Consider the following 23,047-nt stretch of genomic DNA (forward strand, 5'->3'; position numbering starts at 1 on the left):
TTCGTACCTCGCAATGACGCTTTAATAGCTTATATCTTACTAAGCCGATATCGCGTTTATAATATCATACTGCGTAATGATCTCGATGTTACCGCGCTCATCCTCAACAAGAACGGCAATGTTATCTTTATTGATCATGCCGGATATTTTGTCAATTGAGGTATTCAAATCGACAAACGGGAACGGTGATGTGCTGATATTCTTAACCGGCTGAGATTTTATTCCTGGGTTTTCAATCAGAGAGTTTAAAATATCGCTTTCTGTAATTTTGCCGATCACCATACCTTTTTGAGTCACAGGTATCTGTGAAATATTTAACGACTTGATGGTATTAATCGCTTCCAGTACGGTTTTCTCACAGTCGATAGTAATGATTTCCTGGTTCTCCTTTTTGTCGATGATATGGCGCGCTGTAAGTTTCTCGTCTTTCAGGAAACCACGATCTCGCAACCAGTCGTCGTTGTACATCTTGCCCAAATAGCGGGTACCATGGTCAGGGAAGATCACAACCACGACGTCGCCTTCTTTAAAGCGATCCTTCATCTGCAGTACGCCAGCAATGGCAGACCCAGTTGAGTTACCTGCAAAGATGCCTTCTTTACGGGCTATCTCGCGGGTCATCAGGGCAGCATCCTTATCGCTTACCTTTTCAAAATAGTCTATGAGGCTGAAATCAACGTTCTGCGGCAAGAAGTCCTCTCCTATACCTTCAGTGATATATGGATATATCTCATTCTTGTCAAACTCACCTGTTTCCTTGTACTTTTTAAATACCGAACCGTAAGTGTCAATTCCGAGTACCTGTATGTTAGGGTTCTTCTCTTTCAGGTACCGCGCTGTGCCAGATATGGTGCCGCCGGTGCCCACGCCTACCACCAGGTGGGTTATTTTACCTTCTGTTTGTTCCCAAATTTCGGGACCGGTTTGCTCATAGTGTGCCTGTGAGTTGCTCAGGTTATCGTACTGGTTGGGCTTCCACGAGTTAGGAACCTCACGCTCTAATCGTGACGATACAGAATAGTATGACCGTGGGTCTTCCGGGTCTACGTTAGTTGGGCAAACAATTACTTCCGCACCAAAAGCGCGTAGAGCATCAAACTTTTCTTTTGATTGCTTATCCGTACTGGTGAAGATACATTTGTAGCCTTTTATAACTGCCGCAATGGCCAGCCCCATACCGGTATTGCCGGATGTACCTTCGATAATAGTACCGCCGGGTTTCAGTTTACCACTGGCTTCAGCGTCCTCAATCATTTTCAACGCCATACGGTCCTTAATAGAGTTACCCGGGTTGGTGGTCTCTATTTTGGCCAGAACGGTTGCTGGTATGTCTTTTACTATTTTATTAAGCTTTACCATTGGCGTGTGGCCTATGGTCTCCAGTATGTTATTATACCACATAATTTAAATTGGTCTTAGATCGGCAGCTAAAACCACCGATAGCAGAAAATCTACTAATCCTGTATACAAACGGGATATGCATCAAAATTAATCTTCTCATCTGATATTTTTTTATGGAATAACAAATACATCTGCATCCATGAGTAAAATAACAACACAAACCGCCTGCACATGTCTACCATTTTACGCCCAGCCTTTGTAACTGTAATCATCCTGCTTGGCAGCATTACTGCCGCCTTTGCACAACGCCCGCTCACCAATAGCCGGCAGAGCAGCTACTACACCTACATTTATAGTCTGTCTCCTGCAGAGGTAGAGAAGTTCTATACTTCGCCTGGTAAGCCGCTAAACCAAGCCTTGCTGCGCAACGCTGCAGACTCGTTTCTAACAGATAAGGGCAACTTACCCCGGCTGCCAAATGGCAATTATCTTAAGGTGTTTGCTTTGCAAAATCAGCTTAAATATTCGCTATTGGAAAACCACTCAGCGTTTCTGCAGCTGTTTCTTACACCTTATGAATACCGCTTTACGCTCACCAATAAACAGGGTGCATATATTAATGGCGCGGCCGTAACTATAAACGGCAATCAAGTAGCACATGACGAGGCCAGCAATACCTGGCACTTTAAACGCACCGGTAAACGAGCTACATTGCGGGTAGATTATGCCGGCGTAACAAACTTTTTCAATCTGGAAAAGGAGGAATATTATTCAAGCAATTACAGCAGCTTTAAGTACCGCCTGCTCAGATTCTGGAACAAAATTAAAGCACCTTTTACAAAACATCGGCGTAGCAGCTACAACCAGCGCGGAGGCTTTATGATATTTAACAAGCCTATGTACAAGCCGGGAGACACGGTAAAGTTTAAGGCCTTTATACTTCAGCAGAACGGTAAACCTGTTACGCAGAAAAAGCTATTGGTTAAACTCAATGATGATGGCAATACAAAATTGCTGGGCAAGGTAGATAGCTATCGCGCAGGCGGATTTGAGTACAGCTTTGTTTTAACCGACAGCTTAGACCTTGACCTGGATGACACTTATAAAATTGATCTTGTAGATCCGGCTAAAACCAGAAGGGCTAAAGCTAATGAAGACGATGATAATGAACGCGATGGTCCCGCTGCAGTTTTAATGTCTGGCAATTTTAAATATCAGGAATACGAATTGAAGTCCATTCATTTTGCAATGCGTACAGATAAAGAAGATCACTACCCGGGCGATCCTTTAGTGGCTTATTTTAAAGCGAGCGACGAGAATGACTTACCGGTTGCCGACGGACGTGTGGTGCTTACGTTGCTGACCAGCAGTGCAAGTAACTATAAAGTTAATCACGTTTTTGTGCCGGACACCTTGTGGCAGCACAAATTCAACCTGGATCCGGTTGGCGAAACTAAATTAACCATACCTGACTCTATCTTCCCAAAGGCGACAGTGAGCTATCAACTGGAAGCAAAATTCATGAACTCCAATAACGAAGGTCAGGAACAACAAAAGGAAGCCACTTTTTACTACGAAAAGTACCGCGTGAAAACAGAGGTGGTAAATGACTCGTTGAAAATCAGCCATCTTGTAAATGGCAAATCAGTTAGTTCTTCAGCTATGGTAAGCGCCCTCAATGTTGAAGGCGATACTCTATCGAAAGTAAAGCTTATGCTGCCCGGCTTCGCACTGATAAACCCTAATGCCGCTGAATACAATATAGCAACTGACAGCACGGATACCGATGTAGAGTTAAAAGATTTTACAGGCGATATCACGCTCTCATCTGAACGTACTGCCGATTCGGTTTTTGTGAACGTGGCTAACCCCCGTAAGCTGCATTTCTTTTACTCAGTTTTTGAGAACGGAAAACTCACCGGCGATGGTCAGGCAGATCAGTTGAATTACAAAACAGCGGTAAGCTCAAGGGTCAGAGTTACGTTCATTGTAAATTACATCTGGGGCGGGAAAATGAAAAGCGCACAAGAAAACTCCATATACCAGGAAAGGTTGCTGACCATCAACGTAAGACAACCGGTGTCGGTTTACCCTGGTCAAAAAGTAAAAACCGATATTGTAGTTACCGACGCGCAGGGCAAGCCCGTTCCTAATACCGACGTTACCGCCTGGGCCATTACCCGCAAGTTTAACAGCGGTATGCCTTATGTACCTTACCTGGGCAAAAACTACCCTGGAGCAAAACGTAAACCAACTTACAGGTTACAAGATGCAGAAACGAATGGAACTACACAGTTGGACTGGCTTAGGTGGAAAAATGCTCTAGGACTCGATAGTATTGAATACTTCCGGTTTACGCATCCCAATAAAATATACCGCATCGAAGAACCGGGAGTGGACACCATAACCCAAATAGCACCATTTATAACTGGCAAAGCAGGCCTTGCACCAGTACATGCTTTATATATCGACCATTTGCCGGTGTATTTTAGCCAGGCACAACAACTGCAACCCTATAGTTTTAAGGTTGAGGCCGGCTATCATCACCTGAAACTGCGTACGGCAGAGGAAGAGATAGAGATCGACAGCGTTCTGGTTAGAAAATCGAAGAAACTCATTCTTAGCGTAAACGCAGATGCTTACCCTGTAACTAAAAAGAAGGACACGCTGGACACATACGAGGCAGCCCTTATTAACAAATACATGGTTACTATAGCCAATAACTTTGATGGTAAGCGGTCCATGATTGTCCAGCACGACCGCCTGTTTTTCCTTAATCCCTATAATGCCGCACCGCGTAGCATCCTGGTGGGTCCGCTCAGCAATAGCTACACTTTGTTTGATCAGCAGGATAAAAAACAACTGTTCGTGGCCGAACCGAGCTATACTTACCTGTTTGAGCCGGGCTTAATAAAGCAGAAAAGCATCCCGACCGAATTTGCCTTTTCACGGTACCTGCGCGTAGCAGCAGGTACTGCCAATTACCGGGACTACGTACTTACCAATGCTGCTGCCGATGACCTCTGGCAGGATTACCTCGATAAACGTAGCAACACTCAGCAATTGTTTGAAAATTCTCATGTACCCTATAACGAACGCGGGAAATTGGAACTACAAAGAGTTGTGGGCAAGAATGAGCATCCGGTACTGATCAAAAACATAATCTTTTACAGGTATAATGATCCGGACTTTATCAGGGTGTACCCGGGTAACTCCACCAACTTCGCTGACATTGCAACAGGAGTTTACAGGATCTTTTATCTTTTAAAAAATGACAGCTACGACATTAAAGAATGCATAGAAATCAGGAAGGGAGGCCGTAACTACTACAGCTTCGCAGTACTGCCCGTTCACGCCAAAGATTCGGTAAGTATTAAGATAGCAGCCATCATTAATAAACGCAACAGCATCATTTACCGCAATGATGATCACGGCATAGAGAACGACGCTTTACGCTTGAAGGAAGCCTTTAACGAGCAATATTATAATACGAAAGAGTTCACAAGTGGAATACACGGCAAGGTAACCGCTGCTGATGATAAGCTACCTGTAGTGGGCGCAACCGTTAAGATAAAAGGTACCAATGTAGCTACCACGTGCGATGTTAATGGCATGTTTCACCTTACAGGGCCTTCATCCGGTAAATTGGTGGTGAGCTTTTTGGGATACCACACGCAGGAGGTTACTTTCGCCTCAGGCGTAAAGCTGAATATTGTGCTGACCGCATCAAGCAATCAATTGAATGAGGTTGTGGTAGTTGGTTACGGTTCTGTGCGTAAAAAAGATCTTGCCGGATCTGTTACTACCATTAATAGCATGGAAATGGCATTACAAGGCAAGGTAGCAGGTATACAGGTGGTGATGGATTCTACAGGAGCACCTGGCTCGGGATTTCGTTTGTTATTAAGGGGCAACGCATCTGTCGGCACAAAGAAACCTTTATACATTATTGATGGCGAAATTGCAGAGGATCTTAAAGGCATCGCTCCCTCTGATATTGCCGAGATAAACGTATTGAAAGATGCCGCTGCTACTGCCATTTACGGTGCCCGTGCGGCTAACGGTGTTATTGTTATTACCCGTAAACAAAAGTCGGGCATCAACGGTGAGCCGCTTAAAGCAGCCGGACAGAACAGCGAAGAGCAGCTGCCGCCGGCGGTCCGTAAAAACTTTAGCGACTACGCCTACTGGCAACCAAAACTTACTACCGACGAAAATGGTAAGGCAAGCTTTACAACGGTGTTTCCGGATGATATCACCAATTGGAAAACCTTTGTTGTAGGTATAAATGATAAAAAGCAAACCGGCTTCCTGCAAAAAGAGATAAAGTCTTTCAAACCGCTTAGCGCCAATTTTATCGCTCCGCAGTTTGCTGTGGAAGGCGACGAAATGAACCTGATAGGCAAGGTAATGAACTATAATTCTGCAGCTGCACAGGTAAGCCGGACTTTTAATTACAACGGGAAAATGTTAAAGCAGGATGTATTTAGCGTTAAAAACGCTAAGATAGACACGCTGAACATTACTGCCACTGCTACCGACAGCCTGGAATTTGAGTACAGCATCAAACGCGACAATGGCTATACTGACGGCGAGCGGCGCAAGGTACCGGTATTTAGACAGGGTGTAACTGAAACCAAAGGCACGTTTGAGGCACTTAATGCAGATACAACCGTTACACTTAAATTTGACCCGACCTTAGGACCGGTGACTTTTAGAGCAGAGGCTTCTGCCCTTCCGGCACTGGCAGAGGAGGCCCGTAAACTGCGCGAGTACAAGTACCTGTGCAACGAACAACTGGCATCTAAGCTGAAAGGCCTTCTCGCAGAAAAACGCATCAGAACGTTCCTGGGAGAACCTTTTAAATACGAGCGCAACGTTGCCGATGTGATTAAAAAACTGTTGGAGAACCGCAGGACTACCGGTGCCTGGGGCTGGTGGAAGGACAGCAACGAAGAACTTTGGATAAGCCTGCACGCACTGGAGGCATTAACAGAGGCAAAGAACATGGGCTATAGCTTTGTTATGGACACCCAGAAATTAACCGATTACCTGGTTTATCAGCTGGAAAGCTACCACGGCCAGGATAAACTCACCTGCCTGCAACTCCTGTATAACTTAAAGGCCAAAGTAGATTATGTGAAATACCTCGGCAGTATTGCTAAAGAAAATAAGCTGGCGCGAGAGGTTTCCACTTATGACAAGTTGAAACTAATGCTCCTAAGGCAACAGACCGGTTTAAAGGTGAATACCGACAGCCTGCTGAGAACAAGCCGATCCACCCTGTTTGGTAATCTGTACTGGGGCGAAGAAAATTACCGCTTTTTCGACAATTCAATACAGATTAGTGCTATAATTTACCAGATTATAAAAGCTGAAGGTAAGCACCAAAACGTGCTTGCGAAGATACGCGGCTACTTTCTGGAACAACGAAAGGGCGGTGATTGGCGAAACACCTACGAAGCTTCCACTATACTGGAAACTATATTACCCGATCTATTAAAGGTAGATAGGCAGATAAAACCAGCGGTAATAACGCTCAAGGGTTCTTCAGCGGAAACCGTAACCAGGTTCCCATATACAGCTACGTTGCCGGCAGCGCCGCTCACAGTTAGCAAAACAGGCAGCTTACCTGTATATATTACCGGTTACCAGCAGTTTTGGGACAGCAAGCCTGAGAAAGTAAGTAAAGACTTCAGGGTAGATACCCACTTTGAACGTAATCAAAATACGCTAACCAGGCTAAAAGGCGGCGAGAGCGTACAACTTAAAGCAGAGGTTACTATTAGAGCTGATGCAGAGTACGTAATGATAGAAATCCCGATCCCTGCCGGTTGTTCATACGAAAAGAAAGACCAGCAATGGAGCAATAACGAGGCGCACCGTGAGTACTTTAAAGACAGGGTGAGTATCTTCTGCAGAAAACTAATACAAGGCACTTACACCTTTACAGTAGATCTGATGCCTCGTTACAGTGGCAGGTATACATTAAACCCTGCCAAGGCAGAGCAAATGTACTTCCCCGTGTTTTACGGCAGGGAAGGGATCAAGAAACTGGTTATTGGGGATTAATGGTATAAATCGATGATTGCCAGCGGCGGCTGGTAATCATCGATGCTCGTTGCCTACCTGTCAGTCGATGATTGCTGCGTATCTCGCAATGACGCGTGGTAAAGAATCATTGCGAGCGATGGCGTGGCAATCATCACATGCTTGCGGGCACTTGTTTGCCGACAATTGCTTCGCATCGGCAATGAACTATGGTTAAAACTTTAAGTGCTTAACCGTTAACCCGCCGTTAATAAGTTGTTTGAGCGATTCGATACCTACGCGCAGGTGTGTTTCTACATATTGCTCGGTAACATTAGAGTCGCTTTCGGCAGTTTTAACGCCTTCAGGTATCATCGGTTGGTCAGAAACCAGCAGCAATGCACCGGTTGGTATCTTGTTGGCAAAGCCGGTTGTAAAGATGGTCGCAGTTTCCATGTCTATCGCCATTGCACGAAGATCTTTAAGGTATTTCTTAAAGTCTTTATCATGTTCCCAAACACGGCGGTTAGTGGTGTAGCAGGTACCTGTCCAGTAATCGCGTGAATGCTCGCGTATAGTAGTAGATATAGCCTTCTGAAGCGCGAAAGAAGGCAGTGCAGGCACTTCTGCAGGCAGGTAATCGTTTGATGTGCCCTCTCCTCTTATTGCCGCTATGGGCAGGATAAGGTCACCTACGTTGTTCTTCTTTTTTAAGCCCCCGCATTTGCCGAGAAATATTACGGCTTCGGGGTGTATAGCGGTAAGCAGGTCCATTACTGTAGCAGCTACAGAGCTGCCCATACCAAAGTTTATTATAGTTATACCGTTGGCGGTAACGCTTTGCATCGGCTTGTCCAGCCCCATAATTGGTGCGTTGTCATGCCATTGCGAAAACAGCTGCAGGTATTTAGAAAAGTTTGTGAGGATAATATATTTTCCAAAAGCATTTAGCGGCCGGCCGGTGTAGCGGGGCAGCCAGTTGGCTACTATGGCATCTTTGGTTTTTAAGCCAGATTTTACAGGGGATTGTACTTCTTTAACTTTCTTGGCGTCTGTTGTTTCCTCTTTTTTTACATCTAATTCTTCGTTCATCTTTTTTCTCCTGTTTTTATCCTATCGGCGAATTCCTTTAGGGGCGTTCAGTAACGTTTTTATACAGCAAACCCCGGTGATATTATCACCAGGGCCGCGTCGTATTATTACAAATATAGCTTTTTAGATCGAGATTTGTGTTAAGCCACCTTTAACTTTTTAAGGTCACTCTTCTCAAACTTCTCGCGTGCATAGTCAAGCGTAACATTCAGTTTCTTCACATCCTTTTGCGACGGGAACTCGAACATGGCATCTATCATTATAGCCTCGCAAATAGATCGCAGACCACGTGCACCTAATTTAAACTCCATTGCTTTGTCAACTACAAAGTCCAGCACCTCAGCATCAAACTCAAGCTTTACGCCTTCGTAATCAAACAGTTTTTTGTACTGTTTAAGTAACGAGTTCTTCGGTTCGGTAAGGATGTTGTGCAACGCTTCCCTGTCAAGCGGATTAAGATACGTAAGTACTGGCAAGCGGCCAATAAGTTCAGGTATCAGCCCGAAAGATTTAAGGTCCTGCGGTGTAATGTACTTGTACAAGTTTTTTAAGTCAATTTCAGCGTCGTCGCGTTTAAATTTGTAACCCACCGTTTGGGTACGCAACCTGCTTGCTATCTTCTTATCAATACCATCAAAAGCGCCACCACAGATGAATAGAATATTGCTGGTGTTAACCGTTATCATTTTCTGATCCGGGTGCTTGCGGCCACCCTGAGGCGGTACGTTCACCATGGTACCTTCAAGTATCTTAAGTAAAGCCTGCTGCACGCCTTCGCCACTTACGTCACGGGTGATGGAAGCGTTGTCGCTTTTGCGGGCAATTTTATCCACCTCGTCAATGTAAACAATACCACGCTCGGCAAGATTAACATCGTAATCCGCACTCTGCAGCAAACGGGTCAGGATGCTTTCTACGTCCTCGCCTACATAGCCAGCTTCGGTTAGTACTGTCGCGTCGCAAATGCAAAAGGGTACGTTCAGTATCTTGGCAAGGGTTTTGGCCAGCAAAGTTTTACCGGTACCTGTCTCACCCACCATAATGATGTTTGATTTCTCTATCTCTACCTCATCCTTGTCTACACGCTGGTTAAGGCGCTTGTAGTGATTGTATACCGATACAGCAAGTACTTTCTTGGCATCATCCTGCCCAATAATGTATTGGTCGAGATGCGTTTTTATCTCAGAAGGCTTCAATACCGCAGGTGAAGCCGGCGACGACTTAACTTTTCGCACTTTAAGCTCTTCGGCAAGTATCTCATTAGCCTGGTTCACGCATTTATCACAAATGTGTGCATCAAGGCCTGCTATCAGCATCAGGGAGTCCTGTTTACCGGCCCCACAAAATGAGCACCTGATCTCCTTGCTGTTTTTGTTCATCTCTAAATTGGTTTATCAAAAATAACTAATCGTATCATTAGTAATAGTGGGTTCCGCTCCTTTGGTTACCAGGGGCGGAACCCATTATTATTATTTATTAGCACTGCTTCTCAGGATCTCATCTACCATACCAAATTCCTTGGCTTCTTCAGAGATCATCCAGTAATCTCGGTCTGATGCTTCCCAAACACGCTCGTACGTTTGGCCGCTGTGATCAGCAATGATCTGGTACAGCTCTTTTTTCAGCTTGGTGATCTCGTGATACGTGATCTCGATATCGCTTTGCTGGCCTTGCGCACCGCCTGATGGCTGGTGTATCATAACCCTTGAGTGTGGCAGCGCTGCACGTTTACCCTTTGCCCCTGCCACCAGCAATACCGCACCCATTGATGCTGCCATACCGGTACAGATAGTGGCTACGTCATTTGATATAAACTGCATGGTATCGTAAATACCTAAGCCAGCGTATACCGAACCACCCGGCGAATTAATATAGATCTGGATATCGCGTTTGGCATCTGCCGATTGTAAGAACAGCAATTGAGCCTGTATAATGTTTGCGATATTATCATAAATTGCATCTCCAAGGAAGATAATGCGGTCCATCATTAAACGCGAGAATACGTCCATCTGCGCGATGTTCATCGGGCGCTCTTCAATAATATACGGAGTCATGCCGGTTGGCAGTTTGGCCCTGTCAACCCCGGCAATAAATTTATCTACATATATACTGTTTAGGCGGTGATGCTTTACAGCATACTTACGGAATTCATTTTTATCGATGTTACTACTCATGATATGTTGTATGATTTAAATAGTGCTTGTTAGGTAATTGCGATAAATATAGTTTTTAGTTGAATACATTTTTAAGTATAAAGTTTGTAAAAAGTAAAAATACAATTGGCTTGTTCGCCATCCCTCCTTTATATACCAGTGTGTAATGCCGGCAATATATCACCCGGTTAATTCAGGTTATTATTGCAAACCATGCGGCAAGGACCAAAAACACAAAAGCATCTGCTTGTGGCAAATGCTTTTGGTAAAGGTTATATAGAAAAAGTGCTTAGTCTTCCAGCTTGTTAAAGTCGGTAAACAGGATTTCTTTCTGATCAAGTGTGATAACACTCTTAACGTGATCGAAAACCTTAACTGCTTTTACTTCTTCAAATATCTTGTTAGCATTTTCTTTGTTCTGCAGGTACTGCACGGTGTACTGTGCCAACTGATCCTCAGGGATAGCCTGCTGGCTGTAAGCCCTGAACTGCTGATCTATACTTGCCTTAGCGTAAGCAAATACTTCATCGTACTTAATATCGATGTTGTTTTGTGTTACTATCTTGTTTGCAATCAGCGTCCATTTAAGGTTTTTAGCGAAATCTTCGTACCCGCCTTGTAACTCATCTTCAGAAAGCTTCTCGTTAGTAGCTTTTAACCAGCGTTTCAGGAACTCATCAGGCAGTTCAAACTGCACTTTGTTCAGCGCGTAGTTGTAGATGTCGTTCTGCAACTTGCGTTCGCTGTCCTGCTTCATCATGGTCTCCAGCTCCTCAGTGATTTTCTCACGGAAACCTTCTTCGGTAGTTACGGTACCTTCACCAAATAATTTATCAAAGAACTCCTGGTTCAAATCGCTTTCATCTAAACGGTTAACGTTCTTAACCGTTAATTTGAAGTTTGATTTAAGGTCAGCAGCAGCATCCTCTTCAATTTTCAGTAAACCTGCAACTTTAGCTGCGTCATTACCAAATGCTTTCTGGATGTCCAGTGTAACCTCGTCACCTTTTTTCAGACCGATCAGGGAAGCTTTAATGGCTTCGTCCTGTACCTGGTCTAAACGAACAGATGATGTGTTGCTTATACCGTCCTCAAAAACACTACCATCCGGAGAAAGCTGCACTAATTCAGAATAAAGCACGTCACCATCTGCCGATACGTCAGGATTTGTCATTTTGCCATAAGCACGACGGATGCTTTTGATACGCGACTCCAGCGTTTCGTCATCAACTTTAATAACGTACTGGGTTATTTTATCTTTTGAATCAAAATCAACATTAAACTCTGGAGCTAAACCAACTTCGTAGCTAAACTCAAAATCGTCGTTAAAATCCCAGTTGTACTCTTTGTCTTCCTCACCGCGTTTAGGCAATGGCTGGCCAAGTACTTCAAGCTTTTCCTGCTCCAGGTAATTGTTCATCGAGTCGCTCAACAGGTGGTTTACTTCATCAACCAAAATGCTCTTGCCGTACATTCTTTTGATATGTGCAGGCGGAACCATACCCGGGCGGAAACCTGGGATCTTTGCTTTTTTAGCTTGTTCTTTAATAGCTTTCTCTACCCTTGGCGTATAATCTGCCGGGGCAAGGTTGATTTTTACAACCGCGTTCAGGTTGTCAATTTTTTCCTGTGATATATTCATCTTTTTTACCGGATATTTTAAAAATAAACTAAGCTGCCATGTGTTTGCATGGCAGCTTTGGGGCTGCAAAAGTACGAATATATTTTATTTATTTACAGCCGTAACCAACTGAAATTTCACTACTTTGTTATTTACCGGCTTAAGTGTTTTAAGGTAAGTGAAGATGGCTGCAAGGTCGGTTTCTTTCATGCCGCCGTAGCGCCACCAGGGCATGATGGTTTGAAAATCGGTGTTATTCACCGCTGCAGGTTTTATCCCGCCGTTGCCATACTGTTTAAACCTGTTTATAAAAGCTTCTTTGCTCCAGCTGCCAATGCCGGTTAACTTATCCGGGGTGATGTTGGCGGAGCGCAGCAAACGCCCGTTGCCTAGTCCGTACTCATTACCGCCGGCATAATCCATCCCGGGGACAGGTTTGCCTTGTACTGCTTTAGTATGGCAATCTGTACAAGCCGCCGCCTTTACCAGGTACTCGCCATATTTTAATGTATCACTTTCTGCAGGTATTGCAGACGGCTGTGCTTTCTGCGGCATGGTATTCACCAGCAGGTTAAGCGGAAAATCAAGCTTACGGTCCGGGAATTGGGTTTTGACAGGTTTAAGCATGCGTATGTAAGCTATTATGCTGTAAATATCTTCGGGATCCATTTTACCGAAGGAACCATACGGCATAATAGGGAATATAGCCGAACCATCCTTTTTAACGCCGGTAGTTATGGCGCGGTAAATTTCGCCATCCGTCCAATCCTTTAGATGGGCAGGCGTGATATTGGGTACATAAACCACGCCGGGAAAGCTTACGCGGCTGTCAAACCGTTCGCCGCCGGCACCTATAACAGTGGTATCTATCGGGCCGGCAAACACGTTCCATTTACGGCTGCTGTGGCAATCTATACAAACAGCCACATGGTTGGCCAGGTACTTGCCCCGTTGTATCCGTTGAGGTGTGTAAGCTATTTTGAGATTTTGTGGCTTGCCAACATTCGGCAGCGCGAGCGTTACGTAAGCTACTGCCGATACAATTACCAGCAGTATGAGGACGACAAAGTACGCCGCCCATTTTTTGAACTTTTTCATGTTATGATATAAGTGTTAGGTGTTATTATTACACTAAGACGGCTTATATCACCAGAACGTTACAATCTCCGCAAAAATCCTTTAGTTAATTTTGGTGATAGAAGATGAACCTGACTTATCGCTGTTCACGTTTGACGGATTACCACGGTACTCAATTTCTGACGAGCCACTGGTGTGTACGCTTAAATCGGTAAGTACGTTAATGCGGCAATGGCTCGCTCCCGATGTTTCTATATTATACTTGCCTACTACAAAGTCCAGCGCATCTACAGTGCCGCTGCCGCTCATATCAATATCATGTGAGGTAGCCTGCCCTTTCAGCGAAATTTCGGTACTTCCGCTGCCTTCGGTATGTACACGGGCAGCGGTAATATCCAGCTTTACGTTGGTAGAGCCGGACAGGTCCAGATCAAAGTCGCCGGTATTGATGTGGCCATCGCCAACTACCTCTACCCCGCCTGATGCTTCAAGCGCGCGCAGATGTTTAAAACCAACACTTACGCTCACGTTGCTGCCGCCAAAGAAATTACGCGTGCTGTATATGCGCAGCTTACCCCCTTCTACACTGGTCTTGATGTATTTTAACAGATTATCATCAGCAGTAATGGTAACGGCCGACGAGCTATCCTGCCTTATATGTACATTAAAGCCGCCCGAGATATCAATCTTTTCAAAATCTACAACAGTGCGTTTCTCGGTAGCAGATACGCCAGAACCCCGCACAGGCCGGAACCTTTTGCACGACGAGAAACTTATTAAGCTAATTACTGCTGCTGATATGGTAAGTATGCGGACTGCTTTTTTCATGATAAGGATGTGTATTTGCCTTTTGGACTACATGGGCCAAATTGAAGTTACAACAAATTTAAAATAAAAAAGACTACAACGCCAGTTGTGTTACGGTAAAACAAATTAACAGTAAACAGCTTAATCAACTAATAAATTAGTTAACTTTAAACAATGAAAGGTTTTTTAACGCTGCTATTTCTATTGCCGCTTGTATGCCTGGGGCAAATAACTATTTCCGGCAAGCTGGTAAATGCTACAAACAACTCCCCTGTTGCGGATGCTAGCGTTTTTTTGAGTAATGCCACGGTAGGCGGTAAATCTGCAGCGGATGGCACATTTATACTGCGCAACGTACGGCCCGGGCAATACGAACTGGTTGTTACCGTAGTTGGCTACGAAACACACCGGCAAACGGTTATGGCTGCTGCTGAAAGCATAGCGTTAGCCGATATAAAACTAACGCCGAAAACCAATGAGCTTAAAGAGGTGGTGGTAAGGCCCGATCCCGACCGCGCAAACAACTACCGGATATTTAAAGAGGAGTTTCTCGGCATGTCTAAGTTAGCAAAGGAGTGTAAAATATTAAACCCCGATGTTGTTGACCTGGACTTTGATAAAACAACACGAAAACTGACGGGCTCCTCATCAGAATTTATCGAGATAGAGAACAAAGCTCTTGGTTACAAGATAAAATACCTGCTCAGCACTTTTGTGAAAGACTACAAGGCCGGTTCGCTGTATTTTGAAGGATCGGCTCTGTTTGAGGAAATGAAGGGATCGGAGAAACAGAAAAAACGCTGGCTTAAAAACCGGTGGATAGCTTTTGAAGGCTCATCTATGCACTTTTTACGGTCGATAGTACGGAATGATGTGCAGGCTACAGGTTTCGAGGCGCTCAGGCTGATCAGGAAGCTTAACCCCGACTATCATGGTATCGGCGACAAGTACATACAAACCTTGATTAATAAACCCCTGCCGGTTACAGATTACGCCAGCCTTACAGATGTGAAAGGCATATTTGCACTGCGATACACCGATTGCCTTTACCTCATGTACACTAAAATACGTGATAACAGCCCCGACAACAATCCCATACAATCCCTTTCTATGCCTAATTACCTCACCAGTATATTAACCCTCACCCCGCCATATACCCTTTTTGATTCCAACGGCGTAATACTCAACCCATCAAGCGTTGGCTTTGAAGGTAACTGGGGCAAAAGCCGCGTGGCAGAAATGTTGCCCGTAGATTACCTGCCGCCTGCAAAGTAGCGGCATAGGTACGTCGATGTTAGGCTTACCGAAATTAATTAATAGAAAAAGGGCTGCTCTCCTGGTTGGAGATAGCCCCTTTACAATGTATATATCGAGAACTATGAAAGTGCTTTTACAATACGGCCAGCTCTCTTTTTGCTGAACGTGATGGTATTTGTGTTTTGGTTTCGTTTACACTGATGAAATTATCGTTTACAATTTTTGCTGACTCGGAGTAGCTAACATTGTACTCGTTAACGCTGCCGGTTAAGGTTACTTTAGCATTATCATTTACGGTTAAACTGGTGCGGTAAGCATCAAGGTTTAAGGCAGCAGTTGCATTGTTGTGCAGGTTAACATCAAAGTCGATTTTTGAAAGGCTGCCGAAAGATTTAACTTCAACATCGTCATAAGCATTTATCTCGCGCAGATCAGCAGCGGTAACCCAAACCACCAATTTTTCTGCTTTGTAAGATGCTATGCGCAATACACCGTTTTGGCCCTGTACCAAAGCGCTTTCGGCGTAGTACTTATTGTAAACCTTCACCTGGTCGGCAGTGCCGTCGCTTACGTAAAGCTCTACGTTGCCGCGCACCTCTATTTTGTTAATGTGGCTCACGTTTGTTAAAACGGTGCTTACTTCTTTATCGTTATTTTTTTCGCTAGCGAAACTTGTTGCTGTTGTGCTAACCACTGCTAAAATTACTGTAGCTACGATGGTTAAAAATTTTGTTTTCATGGTATTAATATTTTGATTTTGAGTAACTTAATTGTTTGTGTTTCTAAATACACTAATAAGACGATGCCCCGCCCTAAACGTTACAGGCAAATAGTGTGAAATAGACACACAGCGGGTTTATATCGGTGAATGGCGGGATACAATCGGCGAAAGAAGGAGTGGAATTTTAGGATGTGAAGGAAAGCTACAGCTACAATTTTATCCTGCCAAAATGTAGGTATATTTAGCTTGTGCCTTTGTTGGTGTTGTTACCAATAAATCGGTGACAGATAGCAAAATGCATAAATAGATCATTAACTTGTTGGTGACAACACTAACAAGGGAGCCAAATAAAGAACATGCAATTTAATAAAATCGTAAAAATATCACTCTTGATTATAACTGTGCTTATCGTTTTAGCTTTGATGACCTATTTATATATCTTGGAATTGGGAACGGGTTTTTTAAAAAATACATCCTTTGTAATACTATGTATAGTGCTCGCGATAATAGTTGTCCTACTGTTCAGAAGGCTAATTCTAATTTTAGGGGAATAATGCTTTTCCGCCTTTGTTGGTGACGACACCAACAAGCGCACATAAGAAACTCATTAACTAGTCGCTGACAACACCAACAACGGTGACTACACCACTAAGGCCGAAAGTAAACACCGGCATAACAATAGATTAATATACAGCTATTTATGAAAGATTTTTATTGAATTTACTTGGAATAGTCGATCCCTCCTCTGTATCGTTAATAAAAACCAAAACCTTATGGCTTACTACCCTAAATTGAAGACAGGATACATACCGGCAGAGCGCCGCAACCATGTCATCGACAAGATTATCTCCCTAAAAAAGCAAATTGACGAAACTGTTCCGGATAAGGACCTTGAGCAAAACCTGCTGTTGGCTACCTGGAATATAAGAGATTTCGGAAAAAAGGGCGGCTTTAATCCGGCCGATCGTTTGCCCGAAAGTTACTTTTACATAGCGGAGATACTGTCCGGCTTTGACCTTATAGCCGTACAGGAAGTAAATGACCTTGCTCCGCTGGAGGCAGTGCTAGCTATAATGGGGAATAACTACAGCTACATTGCAACGGATGTGGCTGATCCTAAAGGGGGCGGAAACGGAGAGCGGTTGACCTTTGTTTATGACAAGCGCAAGATATGGTTCAAAAATGTGGCCGGGGAAATTGTGCTGCCGCCAAACCTGCTCATCTCCAAAGCCGAATTGGAAATTGCAGGCGACAAAGTAGTTGCAGGCAAACAATTTAGAAGGACGCCGTATATTGTATCGTTCCAGTGCGGGTGGTTCAAGTTTGACCTTTGTACCGTCCACTTATATTATGGGGAAGACCAGGGAGAAAAACTGCAGGAACGTATTGAGGAGATCCGCGAGGTAGCGGCTTACTTATCTAACAGGGCTGATGAGGCATTCTTGAAAGAAAAAAGCCTGATTTTGCTGGGCGATTTTAACATTGTAAGCCCGGAACATGAAACCATGAAGGCGCTGCTCGCCTCCGGCTTTGAGGTGCCGAAAAAACTCCGCCAAAAAACCAATCGCGACTTTAATAAATATTATGACCAGATAGCTTTCAAAACCACGCCCGAACAGCTCGAGTATATAGAGACAACAAGTAATGATCCTAAAAAACAGAATGCTGGGGTGTTCCGGATATTTGACAATTGCTTTAACGGGGATGATCTTGAGACCTATCGTGCAGAACTCCTAAAGACAACTGAAGGAAAGAAAGCTGCGGAAAAAGGAAATGATGATTTGCTGGAATATTACCATACCTGGAAAACGTGGCAGCTATCTGATCATAACCTTTTATGGACACGCCTGAATATCAACAACAGTATGAAATATCTGGAAAGTTGCCGGTTACCTGTAGAATAGGTTTACAGAGCGGCTCGACTTTGCTGGTGCAATCAGGCTGCTGGTATCGTAGGCTGCATTTTTGTGTTGATAAGTAAGAATGATGATATTTAGACGCACAAGACCGCCATGCGTTAGCAACCAGAGGGTACTTGCGCCAGCGAAGACGTTGACACAATAACCCTTTTACATGAAAGCAAATATCAAAATCAAAGTTGGTCATCTCCTTTTATTACCCCTTGCAGTATTCTCCTGCAATAGCTCGGATAATAAATTATCCGGCGGCTGGGTAGTTGATAAAGCTTATTATAATAATAAGGCGGTTACCTGGAACTTATTAACAAATAGCATCAAACTATACAACAATCACACTTGCTTATTACCAATTCCTTATGAAAAATCTGAAGTAAAGAACTATGACCAAGGAAAATGGACAGCTTATGAACAAAACGACACTTTATTTTTACAAATAAAAACGATTAATATAATATTTAACAGAACTTTAAAGTTTCTAATTATAGGACAGTCAGAGACAGCGTTAGCTTTGGTATGCTTACTAAAGCTAACCTATCGGCAGATTCGTTAAGGTTGGCTTGCACAAAAGCTCCGTATTAACTTACTTTACTCATTTTAAGACTGACATCTTTTTACCCGTTACATAAACAGGTGTCCCACTTTTCGCATTTCCAAGGTGTCCCACCGCAAAAAATCAAAGTGGTGATATTTAGCTTAACTATTTCATTTAAAAATATTTACAATTTTCACCTGAAGTTTTTGTACTGTCCCGAGGTGTCCCGCCTATTTGACTTAAATACCTGTAAAATAACAAATTGCGCAGGTTGGGTGTCCCGGGTGTCCCGCTTTACAAGCGGGACACTTTTGCTATTGATTCTTTAACAAAAAAAAACCACCGCTTGCGCGGTGGCCTCTCATGAATATATGTTGAACTTTTGCAAAAGTAGTGCTTACAGGGTAGCAACGTTGGCTACATCAGCCTTAGGCTGAACGAACAGGTTGGTGGTTTTTTCCATTTTGTTCACAGCAACCAGGCCGGTTTGGTTTAGGGTAGCGCTTTGGTCGCGGATGATGGCACAATCGTTAACGTTACCGCTGATATTTGCTTTAGCGCGGTCGTTAACCGTAATGCTTGCTTTAAAGGCATCCAGGTTAAGCTGTGCAGAAGCGTTGTTGTTAAGGGTAACATCCAGGTCAATCTTAGACAGGTTACCAAAAGATTTCACTTCGGCATTATCATAAGCGCTGATGGCACGCAGGTCGGCAGCAGTTACCCAAACCACTAGTTTTTTGTCGGTGTATGATGCAATGCGCAGTACGCCATTCTCGTTTTGTACCATTGCGCTTTCGGCATAGTAACGGTTGTAAACTTTCACCTGGTCGGCGCTGCCGTCAGACACGAAGAGTTCAACGTTACCGCGGATCTCGATCTTGTTGATCTGTGCTACAGAAAGTACGGTACTTACTTCTTCCTGTGCTTTAATGTTTTTGTCGGCTGCAAAGCTGGTTGTGAAGGTTGCAGTTGCTAATGTGATGATGGTTGCTATGGTTAAGAATTTCGCTTTCATGATTCCTAATATTTTGATTGTTAGTGATTTATTATTTTCTCGTTTTTAAATACACCAATATGACGCCCCCACTTGGGAAACGTTACAGCAAAATATCGTGGAATAGACGTACACCCCAATAATGTCGGCGAACGGGGTGTAATGATCGGCGAAAAGGGAGGATATTTTTAAAGATAGTACCGTTCTCCGTCGGTTTTGATCTTGCCGGCATCCAGCAAACCGCGAATGGTCTCGATCTTTTCTTTTTCGGTACCTAGTTTAAGGTGACCTATTAACTCATCAAGGGTTACAGCTTCTACGGAGAGTGCCTGCACAATTTCGGAGGTAATGTTCTCTCCTATTTCGTCGGCATTCTTGCGGCGCTTTTCATCCAGGCAAACGTCACACACTCCGCATTTGGGTGGGTTTTGCTCATCAAAGTAAGTAAGCAGCATTTGGCTGCGGCACCGGCGGTGACCGGCATACGCAAACACGGCTTCCATCTTTTCGCGATAGGCTGCCTTGCGATTGTCAATGTCCACTTTGTTTATGTACAGGTTTTTAATCTGCTGACGGGGCTTTAACCAAGTAAGCTGTGGTTTATCCGTTTGCGGCAGATAGCTTAACAGGCCGACACCGTGCAGTTGCTTTAACGCCTCTATCACCTGCTGTGTGCTGGTGCCACTACGGCGGGCAACATCAAACTCTTTCATGGGCACGTAGTTTTCGAACGCGCCGCCGTAGGATCTCAAAAGGGTTTTGATAAAGGGATCCCAGGCAGGATTTTGTATTTGAAAGTTGTACAGTTCCTCGTTCAGCACCTCAAACCTGAACCGCGATGGCAGGTACACGCTTTCGTTAAAGCTTACGTATTCGTCCTGCTCCAACACCTTCAGCGCGTTAAGTGTCCTCAGCGCATCCAGTTTAAAGCGGGCACAAAAGTCGGCCAAATCCAGGTCAAAGCTGGCGCCTTCACCAGCATCATAGGCCACCTGGCAATAATTGCCCAATTGATGGTAAACCTGCTTTATCTCTTCTACCGCCGGGAAGTTCTGCTCGTACCTGTGCTGGTGCTTTATACGGTCGGTGTTGTTGTACAGCAGTACAGCATAAGCTTTTTGCTCATCACGGCCTCCCCTGCCCGCTTCCTGGTAATATGCTTCGAGGCTGTCGGGCATTTCGTTGTGGATCACAAACCGCACGTCGGGTTTGTCTATCCCCATACCGAAAGCGTTTGTGGCAACTATAATGCGGTTGCGGTTATTCTTCCATGCCTCCTGTTTTTCGGCGCGCTCGTCGGCACTCAGGCCGGCGTGGTAGTAATCAGCTTTTATGTTATTATCGTTGTAAAACTTTGCTATCTCTGCAGTTTCGCGGCGGGTACGAACGTATACAATGCCGCTGCCTTTTACCCCATGGGCAACATCAAGCAGCTTGCGCTGCTTGTTCTCGGTATCCTGCACCACATAGCTGATGTTGCGGCGCGCAAAGCTCTGCTGGTAAAGTTCACTACCGGGCTTAAACAGGAGCTTCTCTCTTATATCTTCCTTTACAGTGGCCGTAGCAGTAGCTGTAAGCGCAAGTACCGGCACATTGGGGTGCAGCTCACGCATATCTGCAATATGCAGGTACGGCGGGCGAAAATCATAACCCCATTGCGAGATACAATGTGCCTCATCTATCGCAAACAAATTCACCTTCATGTACCTGATGCGTTCGCGGACCAGCTCAGACATTAACCGCTCCGGCGACAGGTACAGGAACTTAGTATAACCGTAAACGCAATTATCCAGTGCAAGATCTACCTCCCGCCTGCTCATGCCGGATACAATGGATATGGCATCGATGCCTTTTGCCTTCAGGTTTTCTACCTGGTCTTTCATCAATGCAATGAGGGGCGATACTACAATGCAGATACCCTCCTTAGCCAATGCGGGTATCTGGAAACAAACCGACTTTCCACCACCAGTTGGCAGCAGCGCGAGCACATCTTTACCGTTCAGCACGGAGGTGATAATTTCCTCCTGCATTGGCCGGAAGTTATCGTGTCCCCAAAATTGCTTTAACAGTTCGCGTGGCGTCATTGGCTTGCATAGAAAAAGCCCGGCATGCGGGCTTTTATATTCGTTCCATTCGTTTAAAAAGGTAAAGCTTACCTGGTGCTAATGTCGGTATATTCCCGGTCAACAGCGCCTACGTATATCTGGCGCGGACGACCGATGGGCTCCTTGTTGGTTTTCATTTCTTTCCACTGGGCTATCCATCCCGGCAAACGGCCAAGGGCAAACAGCACGGTGAACATTTCGGTAGGGAAACCTAAAGCTGTATAAATGATACCTGAGTAAAAATCAACGTTAGGGTAAAGCTTGCGCTCTACAAAATATGGATCGCTAAGGGCCACTTCTTCCAGCTTTTTAGCTATATCCAGCGTTTCGTCCTTAATGTGCAGTTTATCCAGGATATCGTCACATGCTTTTTTAATGATCTTAGCACGCGGGTCGAAGTTCTTGTAAACGCGGTGCCCAAAACCCATCAAACGAAACGGGTCGTTCTTGTCTTTAGCTTTTGCAACCCACTTATCTACGTCGCCGCCGTCAGCCTTTATTTTCTGCAGCATTTCTACTACAGCCTGGTTTGCACCGCCATGCAGCGGACCCCATAATGCAGAAATACCTGCTGATATTGAAGCGTAAAGATTAGCATCTGACGAGCCAACAATGCGCACAGTTGACGTAGAACAGTTCTGCTCATGATCGGCATGCAGGATAAGCAGCTTATTCATCGCATCAACAACTACCGGGTCAATCTCTATATCTTCCGTACGCTGACCAAAGGTCATGTGCAGGAAATTGGTAACGTAATCATATTTATTCCGCGGATAGATCACCGGGTGGCCAAGGGATTTCTTGTATATCCAGGAAACAATTGTGCTCATTTTAGCGATCAGCTTAATAATTTCCAAGTTCACTTCATCTGCCGTAAGGCCCTGTTTAAGCGAATCCGGGTTGAAGGCTGCAAGTGCCCCTATCAATGATGAAAGCTGACCCATCGGGTGCGAGCCTGAAGGGAATCCATCAAAAAACTTCTTCATATCCTCGTGCACAAGGGTATGGCAGCTTATCTGGTGTTCAAAGCTCTTCAGCTGGTCGGCCGTAGGCAATTCACCGTATATAAGCAGGTAAGCTACTTCTGTAAAGGTGGAGTTTTCGGCAAGCTGCTCTATAGAGTAACCCCTGTATTTTAGTACACCTACCTCTCCGTCCAGAAAGGTGATAGCACTTTTTGTGGCGCCGGTGTTCTTGTAACCAATATCAAGGGTTACATACCCGCTTTGATCGCGCAGCTTGGAAATATCCAGCGCCTTCTCGCCTTCAGTGCCTTCTATTACAGGCAGTTCGTATGTTTTATCACCAATTGTTAGTTGTGCAGTATTGGACATAGAAAAGATAGTATTTGCAACAAATGTAGTAAATATGCGTATAAATCGGCTTTAAGATATTGTA

General features: G+C 44.5%; 15 protein-coding genes. 4 read left to right on the forward strand and 11 right to left on the reverse strand.

What is annotated here, in order from left to right; genetic code table 11:
• Positions 1 to 39: 39 nt before the first annotated feature.
• Positions 40 to 1,401 carry a pyridoxal-phosphate dependent enzyme gene (locus tag DYU05_RS07805; RefSeq protein WP_117382390.1) on the reverse strand — a complete coding sequence of 454 codons (1,362 nt, stop codon included), beginning with the start codon at positions 1,399 to 1,401 and terminating at the stop codon, positions 40 to 42.
• Positions 1,402 to 1,572: 171 nt separating this feature from the next.
• On the opposite strand from DYU05_RS07805, the gene DYU05_RS07810 reads away from it, so the two are divergent.
• Positions 1,573 to 7,413, forward strand: a complete 5,841-nt coding sequence (locus tag DYU05_RS07810) for an alpha-2-macroglobulin family protein (protein ID WP_117382391.1) — start codon at positions 1,573 to 1,575, stop codon at positions 7,411 to 7,413.
• A 192-nt stretch (positions 7,414 to 7,605) separates the two neighbouring features.
• Here the strand turns inward: DYU05_RS07810 and DYU05_RS07815 are convergent, their stop codons facing one another.
• From DYU05_RS07815 to DYU05_RS07840, 6 genes are all read right to left on the reverse strand, one after another.
• Positions 7,606 to 8,463 carry an AMP nucleosidase gene (locus DYU05_RS07815; protein WP_117382392.1) on the reverse strand — a complete coding sequence of 286 codons (858 nt, stop codon included), beginning with the start codon at positions 8,461 to 8,463 and terminating at the stop codon, positions 7,606 to 7,608.
• A gap of 140 nt (positions 8,464 to 8,603) precedes the next feature.
• Positions 8,604 to 9,842 carry an ATP-dependent Clp protease ATP-binding subunit ClpX gene (gene clpX, locus DYU05_RS07820; protein ID WP_117382393.1) on the reverse strand — a complete coding sequence of 413 codons (1,239 nt, stop codon included), beginning with the start codon at positions 9,840 to 9,842 and terminating at the stop codon, positions 8,604 to 8,606.
• Positions 9,843 to 9,932: 90 nt separating this feature from the next.
• Positions 9,933 to 10,637 carry an ATP-dependent Clp endopeptidase proteolytic subunit ClpP gene (gene clpP, locus DYU05_RS07825; protein WP_117382394.1) on the reverse strand — a complete coding sequence of 235 codons (705 nt, stop codon included), beginning with the start codon at positions 10,635 to 10,637 and terminating at the stop codon, positions 9,933 to 9,935.
• Positions 10,638 to 10,905: 268 nt separating this feature from the next.
• A complete protein-coding gene (gene tig / locus DYU05_RS07830) occupies positions 10,906 to 12,258 on the reverse strand; it encodes a trigger factor (RefSeq protein ID WP_117382395.1) in 1,353 nt (450 codons plus the stop codon).
• A gap of 84 nt (positions 12,259 to 12,342) precedes the next feature.
• Positions 12,343 to 13,335: a c-type cytochrome gene (locus tag DYU05_RS07835; RefSeq protein WP_117382396.1), complete on the reverse strand. Its 993-nt coding sequence runs from the start codon at positions 13,333 to 13,335 to the stop codon at positions 12,343 to 12,345.
• A gap of 81 nt (positions 13,336 to 13,416) precedes the next feature.
• Positions 13,417 to 14,142 carry a head GIN domain-containing protein gene (locus DYU05_RS07840; protein ID WP_117382397.1) on the reverse strand — a complete coding sequence of 242 codons (726 nt, stop codon included), beginning with the start codon at positions 14,140 to 14,142 and terminating at the stop codon, positions 13,417 to 13,419.
• A 153-nt stretch (positions 14,143 to 14,295) separates the two neighbouring features.
• Here DYU05_RS07840 and DYU05_RS07845 point away from each other — a divergent pair, with 153 nt between their 5' ends.
• Complete coding sequence (locus DYU05_RS07845; protein WP_117382398.1) at positions 14,296 to 15,396, forward strand: carboxypeptidase-like regulatory domain-containing protein; 1,101 nt, start codon at positions 14,296 to 14,298, stop codon at positions 15,394 to 15,396.
• Positions 15,397 to 15,511: 115 nt separating this feature from the next.
• Here the strand turns inward: DYU05_RS07845 and DYU05_RS07850 are convergent, their stop codons facing one another.
• Positions 15,512 to 16,117: a GIN domain-containing protein gene (locus DYU05_RS07850; protein WP_117382399.1), complete on the reverse strand. Its 606-nt coding sequence runs from the start codon at positions 16,115 to 16,117 to the stop codon at positions 15,512 to 15,514.
• Between the two features lie 755 nt (positions 16,118 to 16,872).
• Here DYU05_RS07850 and DYU05_RS07855 point away from each other — a divergent pair.
• Positions 16,873 to 18,003, forward strand: coding sequence for an endonuclease/exonuclease/phosphatase family protein (locus DYU05_RS07855; RefSeq protein ID WP_117382400.1), 1,131 nt, complete (start codon positions 16,873 to 16,875; stop codon positions 18,001 to 18,003).
• 169 nt (positions 18,004 to 18,172) lie between these two features.
• On the forward strand, positions 18,173 to 18,568 hold the full coding sequence (locus DYU05_RS07860; protein WP_117382401.1) for a hypothetical protein: 396 nt from the start codon (positions 18,173 to 18,175) through the stop codon (positions 18,566 to 18,568).
• 379 nt (positions 18,569 to 18,947) lie between these two features.
• Here the strand turns inward: DYU05_RS07860 and DYU05_RS07865 are convergent, their stop codons facing one another.
• The 3 genes from DYU05_RS07865 to DYU05_RS07875 form a co-directional block, all read right to left on the reverse strand.
• On the reverse strand, positions 18,948 to 19,565 hold the full coding sequence (locus DYU05_RS07865) for a GIN domain-containing protein (protein WP_117382402.1): 618 nt from the start codon (positions 19,563 to 19,565) through the stop codon (positions 18,948 to 18,950).
• Between the two features lie 167 nt (positions 19,566 to 19,732).
• The gene (locus DYU05_RS07870) at positions 19,733 to 21,628 is read right to left on the reverse strand and encodes a RecQ family ATP-dependent DNA helicase (RefSeq protein WP_117382403.1); all 1,896 of its coding nucleotides are present in this window, start codon (positions 21,626 to 21,628) and stop codon (positions 19,733 to 19,735) included.
• A 68-nt stretch (positions 21,629 to 21,696) separates the two neighbouring features.
• Positions 21,697 to 22,983: a citrate synthase gene (locus DYU05_RS07875; RefSeq protein WP_117382404.1), complete on the reverse strand. Its 1,287-nt coding sequence runs from the start codon at positions 22,981 to 22,983 to the stop codon at positions 21,697 to 21,699.
• Between the last annotated feature and the right edge of the window lie 64 nt (positions 22,984 to 23,047).

It is taken from the genome of Mucilaginibacter terrenus, from assembly GCF_003432065.1.
Lineage (GTDB): Bacteria > Bacteroidota > Bacteroidia > Sphingobacteriales > Sphingobacteriaceae > Mucilaginibacter > Mucilaginibacter terrenus.